The sequence below is a fragment of the Paenibacillus sp. FSL R5-0914 genome, assembly GCF_038004525.1.
Classification (GTDB): domain Bacteria; phylum Bacillota; class Bacilli; order Paenibacillales; family Paenibacillaceae; genus Paenibacillus_AQ.
In genome coordinates this window covers 1943552-1962685 of sequence record NZ_JBBORH010000001.1, presented here as the reverse complement: position 1 = coordinate 1962685, position 19134 = coordinate 1943552, and the positions used below count along the sequence as shown (strand labels likewise).

13 protein-coding genes are annotated in these 19134 nt (G+C 46.0%); 5 read left to right on the top strand and 8 right to left on the bottom strand.

Annotated features, from left to right (window positions below):
- Positions 1-7: 7 nt before the first annotated feature.
- Positions 8-1708, bottom strand: coding sequence for an alpha amylase N-terminal ig-like domain-containing protein (locus MKX60_RS08630; protein ID WP_076285268.1), 1701 nt, complete (start codon positions 1706-1708; stop codon positions 8-10).
- Between the two features lie 121 nt (positions 1709-1829).
- Between MKX60_RS08630 and MKX60_RS08625 the strand changes: the two genes are divergently transcribed.
- Positions 1830-2861, top strand: coding sequence for a LacI family DNA-binding transcriptional regulator (locus MKX60_RS08625; RefSeq protein WP_341059524.1), 1032 nt, complete (start codon positions 1830-1832; stop codon positions 2859-2861).
- Positions 2862-2985: 124 nt separating this feature from the next.
- Here the strand turns inward: MKX60_RS08625 and MKX60_RS08620 are convergent, their stop codons facing one another.
- The 4 genes from MKX60_RS08620 to MKX60_RS08605 all read right to left on the bottom strand — a co-directional run bounded on the left by MKX60_RS08620 (position 2986) and on the right by MKX60_RS08605 (position 8178).
- Positions 2986-5961: a carbohydrate binding domain-containing protein gene (locus MKX60_RS08620; RefSeq protein ID WP_341059523.1), complete on the bottom strand. Its 2976-nt coding sequence runs from the start codon at positions 5959-5961 to the stop codon at positions 2986-2988.
- Between the two features lie 263 nt (positions 5962-6224).
- Positions 6225-6890: an alpha/beta hydrolase gene (locus MKX60_RS08615; protein ID WP_042191649.1), complete on the bottom strand. Its 666-nt coding sequence runs from the start codon at positions 6888-6890 to the stop codon at positions 6225-6227.
- A gap of 151 nt (positions 6891-7041) precedes the next feature.
- Positions 7042-7623, bottom strand: a complete 582-nt coding sequence (locus MKX60_RS08610; protein ID WP_341059522.1) for a hypothetical protein — start codon at positions 7621-7623, stop codon at positions 7042-7044.
- Between the two features lie 18 nt (positions 7624-7641).
- Positions 7642-8178, bottom strand: coding sequence for a hypothetical protein (locus MKX60_RS08605; protein WP_042191654.1), 537 nt, complete (start codon positions 8176-8178; stop codon positions 7642-7644).
- A gap of 481 nt (positions 8179-8659) precedes the next feature.
- On the opposite strand from MKX60_RS08605, the gene MKX60_RS08600 reads away from it, so the two are divergent.
- From MKX60_RS08600 to MKX60_RS08585, 4 genes are all read left to right on the top strand, one after another.
- Complete coding sequence (locus MKX60_RS08600; protein ID WP_341059521.1) at positions 8660-10117, top strand: DUF6385 domain-containing protein; 1458 nt, start codon at positions 8660-8662, stop codon at positions 10115-10117.
- 153 nt (positions 10118-10270) lie between these two features.
- Positions 10271-12313 (top strand): glycosyltransferase, encoded by a 2043-nt coding sequence (locus tag MKX60_RS08595; RefSeq protein WP_341059520.1) that lies wholly within the window; start codon positions 10271-10273, stop codon positions 12311-12313.
- Positions 12310-13731 carry a tetratricopeptide repeat-containing glycosyltransferase family 2 protein gene (locus tag MKX60_RS08590; RefSeq protein WP_076285273.1) on the top strand — a complete coding sequence of 474 codons (1422 nt, stop codon included), beginning with the start codon at positions 12310-12312 and terminating at the stop codon, positions 13729-13731. Before MKX60_RS08595 ends, MKX60_RS08590 begins: the two co-directional genes overlap by 4 nt.
- A gap of 14 nt (positions 13732-13745) precedes the next feature.
- Positions 13746-15695, top strand: a complete 1950-nt coding sequence (locus tag MKX60_RS08585; protein WP_341059519.1) for a glycosyltransferase — start codon at positions 13746-13748, stop codon at positions 15693-15695.
- 26 nt (positions 15696-15721) lie between these two features.
- Here MKX60_RS08585 and MKX60_RS08580 read toward each other — a convergent pair whose 3' ends face one another.
- The 3 genes from MKX60_RS08580 to MKX60_RS08570 are packed head-to-tail and all read right to left on the bottom strand — an operon-like array spanning position 15722 to position 19103.
- Entirely contained in the window at positions 15722-16453 is a 732-nt protein-coding gene (locus tag MKX60_RS08580; protein ID WP_076285275.1) for a glycosyltransferase, read from the bottom strand.
- Positions 16450-17652, bottom strand: coding sequence for a hypothetical protein (locus MKX60_RS08575; RefSeq protein WP_341059518.1), 1203 nt, complete (start codon positions 17650-17652; stop codon positions 16450-16452). Before MKX60_RS08575 ends, MKX60_RS08580 begins: the two co-directional genes overlap by 4 nt.
- Entirely contained in the window at positions 17649-19103 is a 1455-nt protein-coding gene (locus MKX60_RS08570) for a glycosyltransferase family 2 protein (RefSeq protein ID WP_076285277.1), read from the bottom strand. The genes MKX60_RS08575 and MKX60_RS08570 overlap by 4 nt, the downstream gene beginning before the upstream one ends.
- Between the last annotated feature and the right edge of the window lie 31 nt (positions 19104-19134).

The following is a 19134-nucleotide window of genomic DNA, read 5'->3' as shown; positions in this document are numbered from 1 at the left end:
TACTATTTTAGTACAACATTAAACATCCAAACGGTTCAATGCTCACTATAAGCTTGTTATTATTTTTAAAAGTAGCTCCTGACAGTAAATCGGTAAGCAAATTCTTATCCGAACGATATACATTAAGCTCAAGCTCGTACGCGTTCGGAGAATTATTGATAATTAAACCTATCTTCTCTTGATCCATTCCCCGTGTATAACCGAAGACATTACGGACTTCATCCGTGAACCAAGGACGAAACTTACCTTTTCGTAGAATATCACAGCTTTTTCTTAGGAAAATTAGCTCTTGATACCACTTCAGCAGCGCTGTATTTTGAGCTTGCTCTTGCCATACCATAGCTTTTCTACAGTGAGGGTCCGTAGCTCCTTCCATCCCAACCTCATCCCCATAATAGATCATCGGAATACCGATATAAGTCATCTGAAAAAAAACTGCCAGCCTCATGCGCTGTATTGCCGTACTCTCGCGGTCCCAGCCACGTCCCCCCTCCTTACACGCTGTAAGAAAACGCAACGTATCATGACTGCCAATCAATTGAAACATAGCCGAATTCGCCTGGTCATTATACAACGCCTCCTGATGGAGTACTTGCTCCATAAAGCGATCTGGCCCTGTTGACTGCTCTGCAAAGAATTCCAGCACGGCATCCCGAAGCACATAATTCATGCCACCATCGAATTGATCCCCTCTAAGCCAAGGCCCAGAAGCATGCATTATCTCTCCAATGAGTAGAATTTCAGGAAATTCAGACTTGAGCTCTTGCCGAAACCGGGACCAAAAAGCCGGGTTGACCTCATTCGCTACATCAAGACGCCAGCCGTCTATTTCTGTTTCACGAATCCAATACTTAGCAACCTCTATCATATATTTAGCCGTGTCAGGATGATCCATATTCAGCTTAGGCATATGCGCTTCAGCTTTAGCGAATGTCTCATAATTCGGGGCAGGCGTCTGTGTTACGGGAAAAGAACGAATAAAGAACCAATCTTTATAAGGAGACTGCTCGCCTTGTTCCATGACATCTTTAAAAGCAAAGAATTGATCTCCCGAATGATTAAACACGGCATCCAAAATGACCTTAATTCCATGACGATGTGCCTCACTGACTAGCGTCTTCAATCCATCTACATCGCCAAATGCAGGGTCGATCTTATAATAATCGGAGGTGTTATATTTATGCTCGGAAGGAGACTCAAATACAGGCGTCATGTAAATTGTGTTCACACCAAGCTGCTGTAGATAAGGTATTTTGTCCATAATGCCTTTTAGAGTTCCACCATTGTAGCTGTTAGGATAAATTTGATAGGTCACCGCATCCTGGCTCCATAACGGTAACTTCAAAGCCTCAGAATGGTGAAGATATGCATATTGAAAAGAACCTGCTCGTTCCCGATTCTCCGACGCGCCCCTCTCTCCATACCAGATATACTGCCCCGCAGCATTCGCTATATGGAATAGATATCTGCTTCTTCTAGTGCTGGTCTGAATAATTGCTTCGTGAATCTCATAAATACCGGCCGACCCAATCCGCTCCATCTGCAAAGGAACTTCTTGCCCCGGAGAATCATAACGATCCGAGTGGATTACGGTACAGGATAATTGCTGTCCAGCTTGTGTAAATAATCTGAGCTTCAGGGTCCCTGTACCTACAGGATAGGCAAATGGATCTTCACTTGTATGATATACAAACCATGATTGAGGCATAACTTATGGACTCCTTCTATACTTTTATCGTTCTATCTATCTGTTCATACATCATTAGAGAGACTGCTAAATTTGTGTTATTATGGTTACAAATACCGTTTTCAAGTTATGAGGGACGACGATGAAAGTAACGATTTCTGATATTGCTAAAGCAGCCAATGTGGCTAAATCTACTGTATCTAAAGTACTAAATGATTCCCCAAAAATATCACAGGAAACGAAACAAAAGGTTCGAGAGATTATGAAGCAAATGAACTACACACCAAGCAGTATCGCTACTGGGTTAGCTAGACAAAGCAGCTGCAATATTGGCTTACTGGTCGATATGTCTAAAGAAAGTGAGTTTCTGAACCAATTCTTCTACAACATTATTGGTGGAATCGAGAGCGTAATTGCACCTTTAAAATACGAGCTGACCATTTCCAATGTGCAACATAGCAGTCCAGAAGGCCATTTTCTAAATAGGCTTGTGTTTAGCAAACGTGTCGACGGTATTATTGCCAACAACTCCGTGCTGACTGAAGAGCTATCTGAAGAACTGAATCAACTGGAGTTTCCTTACATCTCCATTGGAGAGATTATGACCCCCGGAAGTTGGGTTGATTTCGATAATGAAGCAGGCGGCAACATGCTGACCGAGCATCTCATCGAACAAGGTTATTCAAAGATAGCCTTCATAGGCGGGCAGCAGCAGGAAAAAATTTATACACATCGCCTAGGTGGATACTTAAGCGCATTACAGCAGGCTGACCTTACCGTTCCTCAGCAATGGATCATTAACTGCAAGGCTGATGAACATGATAGCTATCATGCTGCACTTGAGCTTTTGCAGCGTGAAGAACGGACAGACTCTGTGGTGTGTATGAACAGTTATGTAGCCTTTGGGGTGCTTCAAGCCGCAAAAGCACTCGGAATTGATGTTCCATCTGAACTCGGCATCGCCGCTTTCGATGAATATCCGCTGTCCCGATATACAACACCTCCTTTAACTTCGCTTAATATCGATACGTTTAAGCTGGGTGTATCTTCAGGGCAGCTGCTGATGGAGCGCATTCGTGGCAATGATGCGCCCCACAAGCATTTGCTACTAGAGCCAGAACTAATTCCTCGTGAATCCACGATGAGAGCTAAATTCTCTGGAGCAACTTCATAATTGGACTACTTTTCTATTGTATCTTCTACAATGAAAAAGCTTCGTACTACTTACCAAGGAGCGGCCCCACACGGGGGCCGCTCCTTGGCATGTGAAAGGTATTTTGATCCACTCTTATAGTAACTTATAGATCTTTCCAACGCTGCACGGTCAGGTTCACTGTTTGTGCGCCGCCTGCTGGAGTAAGCGTTCGATTGGAAATGTCCGATCCGTTCGAGTTTACCTCCACATTAGTCCAAGTGCCCCGCGTAACTTTATATTGCACCGCTGTTCCTGCTGGTAAGCTCAGTGTGATGGAATACACCCCATCACTACCTTTAGTAAGTTGATAGGCTGGATCCGCTGCATTCCAGCTGTTGAAGGTACCGGTAAGATACACAGGTCCGCTCACCGGAGTAGACGCTGGAACATTTACACGAAACGTCACACTGTCTGCTTGAGGTTCCCCTGCACTGATACTTCCGTTCACCAGGCTCCAGGTTCCAGCATCAAAATGGTAATTACTGCTGCCGTTGTTATCCCATGTACCACTGCCATTATTAAAGGCTGCGGTCAGTCCGGATGCAGTGCCCAGCTGAATTGTAATCGACTTATATCCTGGGAAAGAAGAAGCTTGAAGCTGTTCACCAGGAGCCGTCGTCCAGACTGTCGCCCCATCCAGCTTGTAATGAATGTAAGAGCTGCTGTAAGCCGTATTCTTATAATAGATCATTGCAGTGTTGCCAGTCGGTGTAGTCGTTGGTGTTGGGGTTACCGTTGGCGTTGGTGTTGGGGTTACTGTCGGCGTTGGTGTCGGTGTTACCGTTGGTGTTGGTGTTGGTGTTGGTGTTGGTGTTGGTGTTGGTGTCGGTGTTACTGTTGGTGTTGGCGTTGGTGTCACTGGTCCACCCGATGTAATACTTCCTGTTGGCGTATAAGTCCAGGTTCCAGTACCGAATAGATAGTTGCTTCCCCCGTTACTGTCCCATGTGCCACTGCCGTTGTTAAAGCATGCTTCAAGCTGGCTGGCGGAACCGATATTAATCGTTATTTTGTTGTATCCGGCTACATCAGATACAGGTATAGCCACACCCGGAGATGTCGTCCATGTACCTCCTACTGGGCGATAATGAATATAAGGCGAGGTATAACCTTGCTTATAGTAAATCGTGACACTGTTCCCTGCTGGTGTTGTAATAGACGCAATCGCACTAAGAAGAGATAGATTGCCTGCGGCATCAAATGCTTTTACCGTGTAGTTATAGGTAGTGCTAGCGGATAAACCATTGTCCGTATAGGATGTAGTCGCCGTTGTGCCTACCTTGACACCATTACGATAAACTTCATATCCAGTTACGCCTACGTTGTCGGTAGAAGCCGTCCAGCTGATCAAAGCGCTAGATGCATTCTGAACAGTTGCCGTTACATTAGTCGGAGTAGTTGGAGGAACTGTTTCTGATGGTTGTTGTTGTTTCGCATAGATTTTGGCTGAATTCGCACCTACAGTTACAGTAATTTGCTTTCCAGTTACTCCGCCTGATTGTACAGTCACTGTATCTGCAGTATTCAGCTGATTATACAAAACTGTTCCTGCGGTCAAACTACTCTCGGCACGTAGCGGGATAGTTACCGTTTGCGAACCATTAGATTGATTACTAAATACAGAGATAGCTTCTTGACCTTGATTAGTTCCAGTGTCGATACGACGTGAGAAGGCATATAAGTTCTGTGCAGCCCACATTTCACGTTGAGTACCTGTACGTAGTGCTGGGTTGTTTTTACGAATTTCATTAAGTTTGGCTACGTGCTTGTAGGTGCTGGCATTTTCATTAAAATAGTTCTCAATCACGTTTCCGCTTGCATCCCGTTTCACCATAGACCAACGGTTCCAAGTATCCGCAATACCGCCTGTCATGATCTGACTGTTGCCATTGCCTTTGTTCTGCTCTGTTCCTTGGAAGACAACAGGTGTTCCACGAACTGTAAAAATAAAGGTTAAAGCATTCTGCAGCTTATCAACGTTTCCCCCGGCTTCCGTTAGAAAACGGTTGCGGTCATGATTGTCGATAAAGGTAACCATGTGATTGGCATTCCCGTTGTAGTAGGAATCCTGTGCCAAGGTGCTTTTGATATTGGACTCAAAAGACTGCCCATAAGCAAAGCTGTTAAGTACGGAGAAGAACATTGGGAAATCGAGCATGCCCCATTCCTTGTTGTTTCCGACCCAACGTGAGACAAATTCAGCATTTCCGTCGAAATTCTCGCCAAATGTATTAACGCCCAGATAATTTTGTAGTTCACCAATATCTGTTGGCTTCATCAGCTTGGCAGCATCCACACGCGCACCGTCAGCGCCTGTATAATCAAACCAGCCTTTGATGGAATCGAATATCGCCTGCTTAGCCGCAGGAACATCGAAATCAATGTCATCTAGCCCGCCCAAATCATGATTCTCTAAGTAATCCTGCGCCCACTGATCATATCTTCCATCCGCTAGAGACCAGTTAATATCTCCATTATGGTGGTACCATGCTGGATTATTGAACGGAGCCACTGGCTGTAATGATGGGATATCATAATAGGCTTGGGAACCTAGCATATAATCACCGACGTGGTTTGGCACAACGTCAATCACTACTTTGATGCCAAGCGCATGTGCGGAATCCACAAGCTCTTTCAGCTTCTCCTTCGTTCCGAAGTATGGATTGGCAGCGTTAGGGTTCTTAACGTTGTATCCGTGATAGGCTGTATTTTTACCGGTACCGTTGTTTTCCCGGTTAGTCATTTGTGGCTCAGCCACTGGGGAAATCCAAATCGCGGTATAGCCCATATTTTTAATATATGATAGCTTATCGATAATCCCCTGCCAGTCTCCGCCTTTCATATAACGGAAATCTTCCTCAGAGTTTTCTCCATAGCGAATTGCCGCACCAGTAGCATTGTTGGAAGTATCTCCATCATTAAATCGGTCAACCATAATCTGATAAATAGTGTCGTTTTCATTAATCGTGCCGATGCTTGCCGCTTCAGCTTTTTGCGGTGTTAAGACAAACAAATTAATCACGGTAGAAAGAAGAATAGATGTAATTAGAACGGGTACATACCATAACCTACGTTTCATTGCGTGCATCTCCCTCTCTTATTAAAGCGTATTCATAACACTCTAAAGCCTACTTCCTTGATTAAAAAACAAGCCCGCCCAGTGATGTCTCTAATGTTTTTAACGTCTTTAACACAAAAAACAAATAATTTTAGGGAAACCGGTTTCCCAACTAAAAATTACCATGATTGTGAATGCGTTGTCAAGCTATAAAATTTAAAATTCCCAAGAAAAAGAGCCTCCTTATTGGGGGCTCTTTGGGGTTCATTATTCACCTTATATGCTTAGCTTCCTACACTCTGAATAAAATGCAGTACTTCATTCATAATCCGGTCCTTATCTTCACAATGACAAACCATATGACCACTGTTATCCACCATTATCACCTGTTTTTGGGCTGTAGGAATCGTATGCTGCAGGAAGTCAGCGCTTCGAGTCTTCACCAGATGATCTCGCTTACCCTGCACGATCAAGGTTGGAGTCTCAATATGCGGATAGATTGAAAAACTCTCCCGGACCAATCGTTGAAACTCTCTCGTCGCCCTTGGGGGCGTTGAAGTGAATTTATTAATATACGTTTTTAGCATGGAAAAGCTCCCAAGAGTCTTAAGAATCTCCACAGGATTCAGCGGAAATACGGGAGTGGACAATAAAGTAAGGGATTTGATCCAGGGTTTATACCGTACAGAAAGATGTGAAGCAATAAGGGCACCGGTAGAAAAGCCGATCAGATGAACACCTTCATCCGTCTTTAACAGCTCTGTCAATTCATCTTCAGCACTCTGTTGCCAATCATGTCGATCCGAATGCAATAAATCATTCCTGCTCCCCCCATGCCCTTTCAGGGTAAACGTTCTGGAACGGTAATTATGCTGCTCCATAAACTGGGACAAGGGAGAGATCTCATGCTCACCTCCGGTAAAGCCATGAATAAATAAACAACTTTCCATAATTGTCCCTCTTTTCACATTCCAATCTGACATGCAACTTTATTGTATAATGCCAATCCCCTTTATTTTCTATACATTCCACCCTTTTATGTAAAACCTCAACCCAAGTGATGTCAAGGTTCAGCTCTGTGAATGGTTCGCAGCAAGAACGCTATTGTTCCCACCAAAGAAGACCCAACGCTGAGGTAATCGTTAAACCTACGGCGGAGCTGGATGAGATTACGTTAGCACAAATAGCAGTCCCAGGCGGGACAATGATGCTGCCCGTAAAGTTCTGTGTGAAAGCCCCCGGTGCCAATTGATAATTGAAAAGCGTCGTTCCCCCGCTAATGGCTGCTGTGGAAGACTGAACGGTCATCGCACTCGTCGCCGAGCTGCCCAAATTATTATTCGTTGGCGTTAAGGTTGCTGGTGAAGTTACCGTCCCTCCTTTTACAATTGTAAAGCTACCCGACATTGCGGATAGTAGAGAAGAACCGCCAATACTGCCGCTTATACGTGAGATATAAACAGTTTTTCCACTGCCTGAAGCATTACTAATCCGAATAGAAGCGATTGCGGAGATTAGACTAAGTACGACCAAACTAGACGCAGATGTGTTAGTTGAATACAAGACTGCAGCCTGCGAAGCGCTTATTTCAGGCGGCGCGCTAATATCTGGCGCTTGGAAGGTGTTCACCATATCCACATAAAGCGGTTGATCGTTGTCGTTAAATACAAATTGATTAGGCATATTTATCCCCTCCTGTTTCTAATATTCCCACCAGCTGATAGACGTTGTCGCCGCTGATGACCCCGATGCAATCGTTACGGAGGTAGTGATGGAATTTCCGGGAGGAACAACAATTTGTCCTGTAAAATCAACAATGACCGGACCGACCGCCAGCAATAGAGATACTAGAGTAGCCGGACCTCCAGTAGGCGCAGCCGTCGAGGTTCTTGCTGTCATAACACTGGTTAACGCACTGCCAAAATTATAATTAATCGGTGTGACGGTAGTTCCGGTGACCGTAGCATTCCGAAGTAGTGATAAAGTAACCGCCGCCGTCGCTGAACTGGCAGTAACACGGGATACATATAAGGTACGCCCGCTTCCTCCCGGATTACTAATCTGAATAACTAACGGGGCAGCCGTCGTTACCGTAGAAGTAAATGGGATTCCAAACAATAACCCCGCCTTAGCTGCTCCCCCCTCAGGAGCTGAATCTATACCAGGTGCAACATACGTATTGACTTGTTCTGTAAAAAGTGGCTGGCTACTCTGATTGAATACTGAGTCGTTCGGCATGAGTTATCCTCCCCGTACTTAAGCTTATTCTATTTTATGCCACACTCAGTAACAGGTTGTGGGAATGTGCGTATATTGCTTTTTCTGCCCAATCACCCCCTATTTCCCACCATATATTAATATCACACCATTCGAATGGCTAAGGATTGTCCCTATCGGTTTGCGGCTTATTGGACTGCGGTTTATTTTTAGGCTCAGGGCTCAAACGACGGTTTGGGCCTTTTCATGGATTGAGTTCCAGAAAGCCCGTAGGAAGTGAATGAAATCCATAACGGCCTGGAGCTTAAAAAGCGCAGCAAAATAAAACAAAAAAAGCAGAGCTAAAACGATGATCTCTTACACATTAAGAATCAGGGAGATCACCCTGTTAGTCTCCGCCTCCACGCTACATTCAAAGGGTATTGGCAAGCAAGAATGTGTATACGTCCAAGCCCAGTCTTTTGGTATAACTCAATCATTTATAAGGAAAGGACGAGGAACTTTGCCTAACTATAGCTCTTTTCAAGCGAATCCTGATAATCTAAGAACGCTTATATTCGGCCGAGATGCCTCGCTGATTGATCATCCGCTCACTACAGATCCAAGCGGAAATCTAACAACGATTATTCTTGATGGTACAATTTCCAGCGTGCTCGGCGCTACGATCACCGCGGGTACCTTGTCCTCCGCAGGAACAGTTACAAACATCCTTGACGGTACCATTTCCAGCGTGCTCGGCGCTACGATTACTGCGGGTACTTTGTCCTCCGCAGGTACAGTTACCAACATCCTTAACGGCACTATTACTAGCGTGCTTGGTGCTACGATTACTGCGGGTACCTTGTCCTCCGCAGGTACAGTTACAAACATCCTTAACGGCACCATTACTAGCGTGCTTGGTGCTACGATCACCGCGGGTACTTTGTCCTCCGCCGGAACAGTTACAAACATCCTTAACGGCACCATTACTAGCGTGCTCGGCGCTACGATCACCGCGGGTACTTTGTCCTCCGCCGGAACAGTTACAAACATCCTTAACGGCACCATTACTAGCGTGCTCGGCGCTACCATCACAGCTGGTACTTTGTCCTCCGCAGGTACTATTACTAACATCCTTGAGGGCACCATTACCAGCGTGCTCGGAGCTACCATTACCGCCGGTACAATCACTAGTGTGCTTGGGGCAACCATAACAGCAGGTACGTTATCATCCGCCGGAACAGTTACAAACATCCTAAACGGCACCATTACTAGCGTGCTCGGCGCTACCATCACAGCTGGTACTTTGTCCTCCGCAGGTACTATTACTAACATCCTTGAGGGCACCATCACTAACGTGCTCGGAGCTACCATCACAGCTGGTACTCTATCTTCCGCAGGTACAGTCACCAACATCTTAAACGGTACCATTACCAGCGTACTCGGAGCTACCATCACAGCTGGTACTCTATCTTCCGCAGGTACAGTCACCAACATCTTAAACGGTACCATTACCAGCGTACTCGGAGCTACCATCACAGCTGGTACTCTATCTTCAGCAGGTACAATCACCAACATCCTTAACGGCACCATCACTAGTGTGCTCGGAGCTACGATTACTGCCGGTACTCTAAGTAGTGTCACTTCTATTTCACAACGCAGCTTTATAGAACAGACCACTACAGGTATTGCGACTGCTAATACCTATACACCTCTACCAGCCGTTACTACGAGCGTACTGGGAACGTATTCCTTCTTCATTAACAATACTGGGGCAAATCCGGTCAACACACGTGTGGAAATCAGTGCTGATGGAACGAACTATTTCGTCGATACCACGGGGGATAATCCTTTAGCAGCAGGCTCTATCGATGTCATAGTGCCAGCCAGATTCCTGAAATATACCCGCCTATCCTATCAATCAGCCAATTCAGGCTCTGCATCCACGATCAATGTAAGTTTCAATGCTCAGGGCACGTAATCCAGATGACCATCATATGTTGTAACAAGAAAGAGTACATGGATATCCATGTGCTTTTTCTTTAACTATAAGGACGCCGAAGGCGTTTATGCTTGTGTCAGCAGCTATACATATGTGCAACAAACACATAATGCTTTTCAAGGAGGAACAACCGTGAATAATATTACGCTTGGCGTCCACCTCATCGTAAAAGATGAAGCTGATCTCCTGCCTCACTGTCTCGCAAGCGTAGCTGGTGCTGACGAAATTGTGATGATCGATACGGGCTCTACCGACGAATCCATAGCTATTGCCGAAGCGCACGGGGCTAGAGTCTTCCAACGGAAATGGACAGACGATTTCGCGGCAGCTCGTAATGAAGGGCTCGTTCATGCCTCAACAAATTGGATTCTTATTCTTGATGCCGATGAGTGCTTGCAGACCCCACTTACAGAACTCCGGAGCCTTCTGCAGAACACACAAGCTCAGGCTTTTACAGTAAACATTGATAATTGGGTTGGTGTACGACCTGAAGATAAGGTAAAACACAGTGCAGTCCGCTTATTCCGAAATGGACAGGGTTATCAATATAGTGGAAGAATTCATGAGGGAATTGACACTTCAATCCTTAGCAAACATAACTTCTCGGCGATTGAGCACAGTCAACTTGAGATTATACACTTTGGATATTTACCTGAAATCATGACACGAAAAGATAAAATCAATCGAAATAGACACCTGCTGCTCCTCGCTTTAACCGAATATCCGGATGATCCTTTCCACTCCTATAATTTGGCAGTAAACTTCTGTCAGGACGGTCGTCTTCTGGAAGCTGAGACGTTGCTTCGTCAAGGCCTTCACCATGTAGTACTCGAAGCTTCCTATCGTCCTACGATGATTAGGGATCTCTGTAAAATTTATCATGCTCAAGGAAAAATGAATGCGATTGACCCCTTGCTGATGATTGAACTGGAGCGTTATGGCGACTATCCTGATTTGCATTTTTTGTTAGGGCAATCTTTGGAGAGCCAAGGCCTTTTGGAACGTGCGCTATTAGCTTATCAACATGCGGAGTCCATTCCTGAGCATGAGGTGCTTAGCGGAAAATATGTATGTGAACAAGGAATGACTACCTTTCGCCCCCTATACCGGATGGGTTTAATCTCACAGCGGCTTGGTCTTCTTGAGGATGCTGCGAGATTTTTTCATCGTGCACTTCAACACCATTCTTTATATACGCCCGCCTTGCAGGGGATTGCTGCTGCTTTTCAACGCTTAGCTGTACCCGATGAGGAAATCGTCACTTTACTGATCCAACTCGTTCCCCCAACTACCTCAATCAGTAGATCCGCGATCATTGAAAGTTTATATGAGATAAATGCTTATGAGACCATAGCTACCTTATCCCGAGATATTTTTCCATTGGAATTGGATACTGCTTATAGAAGCATCTCATCACTCATCATCACCGGCAAGCTAGAAGACGCGGGTACAGCTATAGGGCAGATGACCTCACTAGCTTCCCAAGATCACCTTGGTTTAGAGCATCAAAAGCAGTGGTATACTCTTTGGGCCATTTGCCAATGGGAACGATATGGAGAATTTAAAAAGGACTTGCTCAACCATATATCAGGTGAACTTCGTTCTGGACTGGAATACATTGAGCGATCCCAACGCCAACAAGTGACATGTCCGGTAGAAATAGAGGTAGATCACATATATTCCTCATTCCTTTCCGACCTCATCGGGCAATCCGTAAAGCTGCATCAGCTCACACTTAGTCATACTTTAGTGGACCTGTTCCCTGCTTATCGATCTGAATTTGCCACAGCATTATATAAAGAAGGGAATTGGCAGGCCGCAGGAGAGGAATTTATTGTACTTGTTCGTGATAAGATCGCCGATGCAAGCGTGCTTTTTTATATTGGTGAGATGATCTTTGACAAAGGGCATTATTCCGAAGCCAGTGAATGGTTTCAGCAAGCGCTGGAACAAGAGCCAGAGCATGAATCCGCAAGGATCGGCTTATCCCTCTGTTATCTTCAGCAAGCGAAGCTGAGTATGGAAGACGCTCTACAAAGTTTAAAGGATGCCCACGCTCATTGCCCATTGCAGGAGGATATCGGAGCTATCCGTAAATCCATTACCTTGCTGAATCGTACACCTTGGCACACTCAGTGGAGCTTCCGTCAGAACGAAAAGAGGTCATCCCTATGAACCGTTCAAGAAGAAAGCCACTAATTTCCTTATGCATGATCGTTAAGAACGAAGGAGATAGCTTGAGCCAATGTTTAAAAAGCGTACGCGGAGTCGTCGATGAGATCATTATAGTGGATACTGGATCGACCGACGCTTCAGTTCAAATTGCCCTAAGTTTCGGAGCCAAAATCATACAACACCCTTGGAGCGGCGACTTTGCTGCTGCCCGCAACGCAGGTCTCCAGCAGGCCCATGGACAATGGATTCTTGTTCTAGATGGAGATGAGGAATTAAGTGAGGAGAGCAAGGGAGAATTACTGCTATGTGCCGAGCATATGGAGTACGAGGCATTTTTCCTACGCATTCATAATCATAAAGGGTTAACCCCCGCTTCACAGACGATCACCGTCAATCCGATTATTCGGATGTTTCGTAATCGCCCTAAGTACCGGTTTAGCGGTATTATTCACGAACAGATCGCTGAGGCTATCATAACAGCTACACCCCAGGCACCGATGCATTTGACCACTGTAGTCATCCATCATTATGGTTACGCAGAAGGGGTAGTGGTCAAGAAAGATAAAATCAAACGAAATGTCGAGCTGCTGAAAGAGCAGCTAAGGTTAAATCCTAAAGATCCTTTCCACCATTTTAATATGGCTGTTGAGTATATGCGTTTGGGGGAGTATCAACCTGCTCTAAAACATATCCAACAATCACTAGAAGAGGCACCGCCTGATACAAGCTACATCCACCTGCTGCATAAATATGAAATTCGCTCGCTTGCAGAATTAAAAGATTACCCTGGGGCGCTTGCAGCTTGTGACCGTGGGATTAGCTCACATCCGGATTACCCAGACTTAGCTCATATCAAAGGGGCTCTACTCTTACAATTAGGTGCCTTTGCAGAAGCCAAAGTAGCGTTGCTACAAGCGCTGATCATCGGAGCTGCTCCTCCCGGCTACCATACTGAGGCTGGATTCGGTTCATTTTTAACCTATTATATGCTGGGTCAATTATGTGAAGAGATGGGTGATGAGACCGAAGCCATTGCTTGTTACACCAAAACCGCACAGCTTCATCCCGAACCTACTCCCGTCATTGCCCGGCTACTACGAGCCCTGAAATGTGCAGGTCGTGAGAGTGAGATTTACGGTTGGTTCCACGCTCATCTGCCAGACTACACAGTGACTAAGAACAGGATTCTCCTAGAATTATTACAGACTGAGGGATGTAATGAAGCAGCCGCACAGCTGATAAATGCCACAGAGCAGCCCATTTCTATAGAAGTGGCATTTAATCAAGCATCTGAGCAGGGGCGTTCACAGATTGTGTTAGCGGATCGTCTGCTTGCTTCACTATCCTCTTCTGCTACCTATTCACCAGCGGTCAAAAGAGTACGCCTAGCTCTTCCGCTTCCCAAAGTTTCAGAATAGGAGGGACGTTTCCTATGACCACACCCGATATCACACTTTGTATGATCGTTAAGAATGAGGCGAAACACCTGGAGAAATGTCTGTCCTCTGTGCAAGGAATCGTATCAGAAATCATCATTGTGGATACCGGGTCTGAGGATAATAGCATAGACATAGCAACTAAGTTCGGTGCAAAGATCATCGATATGACTTGGGAGAATGATTTCTCGAAAGCACGAAACCTAAGTCTGAAGCATGCAACTTCCTCTTGGATTCTAGTACTTGATGCCGATGAGGCTGTAGATCATTGGAGGAGGGAGCAGCTCCAGCACCTGCTGGACGCATCGCATATTCACGGATATTGGCTACCCATTATCCACTATATCGGTGACGCCCCTAAAGCGGATTTTGTTACCGATCATGTCTGCCGCTTGTTCAGAAACGATGAAAGAATCATCTTTCGTGGAATCATTCATGAGGAGACGGCTAGCAGCATTTGGGAGCTTCCTGCGGGGGAAATTGCTTACGCTGAATTGCGTATTTATCACTACGGTTATTTAGAGGATGAACTACAGCACAAAAATAAATACCAGCGCAATTTAGCTCTCATCAATAGTGGTCTGCAGCTTCAACCGAACCATCTAATCCTTCGTTATGCACTAGGGGTAGAGCATTATCAACAGGAACAATATCATGCAGCGGCAGATGTACTTCTTCCATTACTCGCTGATGTTCCAACCCAATCCGGGTATGCCTCCGATATTTATCTAAAGACTGCCTATGCCTTACAACGATGTAACAGGCAGCAGGAATCTGAGGAAGTCTTTCATGCGGGGAGCTTATTGTTTCCTGATTTCACTGATTTATTAGAGGGCTATGCTGCTTTGTTGCTCGAACAAGGACAGCTTAGACAAGCTAGACACTTCTTGCAGCAAGCACTGAAGAGCGGAGATACAGCACATCCATATCCATCTTCTTCGGGAAGTGGAACGTATCGAACAGAACTACTAGCGGGCAGAGTATGCGAGAAGTTATTTCTATATCCAAACGCGCGGAAACACTACGAGGCTGCTATACAATTCAAACCAGATTATACGGATGCGTGGAAACAGCTTGTCCCACTAAGCCTGCTATCCGGAGAGAGGTTAAGTCTGATCGCATTGACCCGCTGCCATATCCACGCTCTTTCACCAATTACCTTAGGCTATCTTGTGCCTGCGGCGCTCAATGCTCGTGACTTTGAATGGCTGGTCACTCTCTCTTTTGCTTCGCAGCTACCGCTAGCCGTTCAAACCATTGTGCAGGCTTTCCTTGCTTGTACTCAGCAGCAAGAGGGGGCACACACTCTCGCACCGCTTGAGCAGCTGCTTCATAATCCATCTGTTCTTTCCGAACGTTCATCTATACTCGGTTATCTCTGGGCTTTGTCTTGCCGTGCTGGAGATACTGAATCAGCCATGAAGTGGCTTATCTCCATATCGCCATACAGACCGGGGATGCTAACAATTCATCATATCATAACAAGCCGTTCTGACATTAAGCCTGTTCTTCCTGATCTGAGCTACGCTATGCAATTACTGCTTCAGGTCGGTGCTTGGGATAGTGTATTATCGCTTTATCGACAATCAGAGGGCTCTTTATTCCAGTGGTGCAAGCTGCCGCAGCCCTTATACTATGGATTGCTTGAGGCTCCTACCCCCGTAAAGAAACAGTGGTGTTCCATCTATCTCAGTCAAACCCCTCATTATAATGCCTCGTCGGACTGCGCCGAATGGCTATTATATGTGGCAATAGCTTGCTCCTGTGGGGAAACTCCAAAGATCGCTCAATCAGATGAAATGGCTTTGCGCAGAATCGGGGGAACTACCGCTGCAGTCGGTCTCTCATACTACAAGCTCATACTCGCGGCAAAAGCTTATCCCCATGGGATTTCCACAGGTCAAATCCCATGGGGGCTGCTCGTTAGATCTGCCAGTCAGACCTAACCGACTGGCAGATTCGGATTTGAGAACTATTCTTTCCATTCGATCAAATGGGGCCGCTCATCTAGAATGGACTGGTACTGCTCCAGACTCCCCCAGCGCCCCTCTGGATCAAGCTCCATATAACGCGAATATTTAAGTCGAAGCTCTTCCGGCGGAACCGCCCATCCATAATGCTTCACCCGCAGTTCGGCAAGAAAACCCGGCAATACAGAGTAAGAAAGCGGCAGCCTAGGAACATGATGATCCATTTTCGGGAAGAAATAATGAAAATTCGGCAAATATCGGACAAGTGTACGAGTATGCTTCGTATGGATATTCCAATGTTCATCTTCACGATAATGGGTGGTGCCCCCCCAGAAATCAAATAGCCGGAAAGATACCCAGTCATAAACATCCTGATCAATCAGCCGTCTCATCTCCCGTTTAGCTGCCTCTTCATAGAACTCATCAGCGTCTACAGACAGGAGCCAATCCGGATTCGTAGATACCGCCAAATCCCATAATATCCGCCTTAGCTCCCACTCCCGATTAAACAAGGAGGTCTCTAGTGTCACAAGCTTCGTAACCTTGGCAAAAGAACGACATAACTGTGCCGTGTGATCTGTACTTCCATCATCAACAACTACAATGTCATCCACGAACTCACTCAGTTCTTCAAGTACCTGCTCCAGATACCTTCCAGCTTCGTTTCGAACCTGCATCATAGCGGTCAAGCGGTTACCTGCTGTTTTGCGGAGAGGCCATCTATGACTACTCATCCCTTCACTCTCCTTTTCAATCGTTTTACCGCCTCTTCTAGATCTGCCATCTCTGATAAAAGCGGCCACGCCTGATTGTCTTGCCCTGCCGCATTCAAGAAGCTGCGTATAGCCTCATGCCGTCTGCCATGTAGCAAGTGTATTGTGCCTTCTATAACCCCATCAACACTTCCCTCCAAATCTTGCTGAAGCTCTAGCGCTTTCTCCCATTGGAAGGTCCGAATATAATTCTGAATCAATAACATCTTTGCCTCTGAGGTAGTGAGCGAACTCAGAATCCGTACTGCCGCAGCTTCATCCTCATTCAAACGAAACAGCTCTGCCCGGACAAGTTCGTACTGCCCGGAGTGAAGCCAGCCCCGCAGTCTTTCCGCATCCCGCTTCTCCTCAGCTGTAAATGCCGTAATCGTATATTGTTGAACAGCAGTTTCCAAATCCCCAGTCTTACCCTCTATAGCCGAAAAAAAGCGAAAATGTGAATGAAGGCAATCTAAATATTCATACAGCACCATGAGCTCAAAAGATTGCGTCAGATAGCGGTTTGCTACGGAATCCCCCAACAAGTACAGATAGGAAGCTGCCAAGTAATGTACAACAGGTTGACTGGGCAGCTTAGCACACATGGAAATGTAATAGTCCGCCCGCAACTCAAGCTGTATAATAACCCAATCAGCAGGTGATATCGTTGAATCCTGCCACAAGTTCACTATGGCCTTCCTCCACAGCACCTCATAATCCGTAAGAAAATACAGCCGATCTCCCTGAAAGGTAGCTCCATAGGATTCCTGCTGATCCCCGCCGAGATAGAGCACACCTTCCCTGCGTAAGCTCTGCTCTAGATATATCCGTTCAGATCGGGTGGCTACAAGGTCAGCTTTTGCGCCAAGCAAACCGCTGTATTTATCCCATAAACACTTCTTTTCTTCTTCCGGACAACGTTCTAGTAGAGCCACTACATAAGCTGCCTGCAAGGAGAGAACCTCTGAGAGCCAATAAGGAGAAGAGACAAGAATCGTGTATTGCTTCATGTTCAAAGAATAAATATCTGCAGCCGCAACTGCCCTAATCTGATTGTTAGTCTGCTGCTCATTGGTCATTCGTCCAGCAAAGCAGACCCCTTCCCGGTCGGGAAGAAGTTCTAGCAATCTTTTATATTCGTAGTCCTCCCAAGAACCTCCGCTTAGAATTAAATATTTCATGGGTGTGCCTCCTTGGAATCGGACAAATCCCCAATATAGCCTATTACCAGAGAGGCATTAGGGTGAAGCAGCAATTGACGGGAAGTAAACTTCCTATTGCTAATCATCCCAGGCACGATCCCTCCTTTGTAAGCAACACGTTCAAGAGGTAGAGTGAGCGCTGAATCTCCCCCTGCAAGCAAATGAACCCCCGCTTCCTCCATTTCAGTCGATAAACTTACGATCAGATCAGCGGAGCCTTGGGTTATGGCCTTCACCACCCGCTCAATATAACGTTTCTCATATTGGATAGAAGTGGACAAATACAGAATGATCTCACTCTCATATAATGCAGATGCGTTCTTTAACGCCCGTAACCATCCATCCTCACCATGAACCGTTATCACTACATCATGTTCGCTAACTGGAAACTCAGGAGCAGCGTCCAGCAAAGTATCTCTGATCCAAATCCAGCGAATATACTTGTAGCTCTGCTGCTCCCGTGCAGCTATCCATTGCTCCTTCAGCTCATCACAATCCCAAGCTTCATCACAATACACTATGGCCGTTACCAACGGAGAAGCTAAGGGTATCCTGCCCAATGGTATAACCGGCTGTGGAAATTTTAAGGATTCAGTAGGCGGTACTAAAAGTCCTTCGTTCTCTATCCCGCTTTCAAGTGCCCATTTCTTGTAGTATGTCTGCCAGCCATTTGTCTGTTTGGATTCGTCCTTCGTTCTCAGGTATCTATCCAGTGACTGAATAGCATGAACATACACAGCTTCACTCAGTGCCAGTTTCGCTCCAATCTGCCGCGCTCGGAGACACCAGTCAGCTATCATGAGATGCCGCGCTTGAAGCGAGGTGTCAAAGCCGCCAATTCGCTGAATCAATTCCTTAGTGAATAGAAGACAAGATCCGGTTAGCACTTCCACCTCGCGCCATTCGCCTTGATACCGCCCAAGACTGTAGCTTACATGCTCAGCTAATTCATGATGAGTACCAAAGTGAAGCCGTTTCTTCCCTTCCCCCCTCTCGGTAGAAGAACGCGGAGCAATGACTCTAACGGAAGCATCATCAAAGGAAGCCCACATTAACTCGCTTAACCAGCCAGGCGATACCATAATCGAATCTTCAAGCAGAACAGCAAAGGTGGTCTCGATATGGGCCAGAGCTAGGTTGGGCATATACTCCTCCTTCTCATAGGGTAGGAAGAGCACTGGTTCCTCTGGCGAGAACTGTCTTGCTAATACCTCCATGGGGAAATCGGGCGTCATTGAAACAGCAATAATGCGCACAGCCACTCCTGAGTAGCGCAGCAACAGGGGTAAACAGACCCTGGCACATTCCATACGGCTAAGCTCAACTACAATAGAAATCCCATCTTCACTTGGCAAGGGTAAAAGTCCGGCACGTTCAAGGAAACCATATCTCCCTGCCAAGCGTTCCATATTCAGCGATTCATGTGACATTTGGACTCACGCTCCATTTATTTAAAGCAAC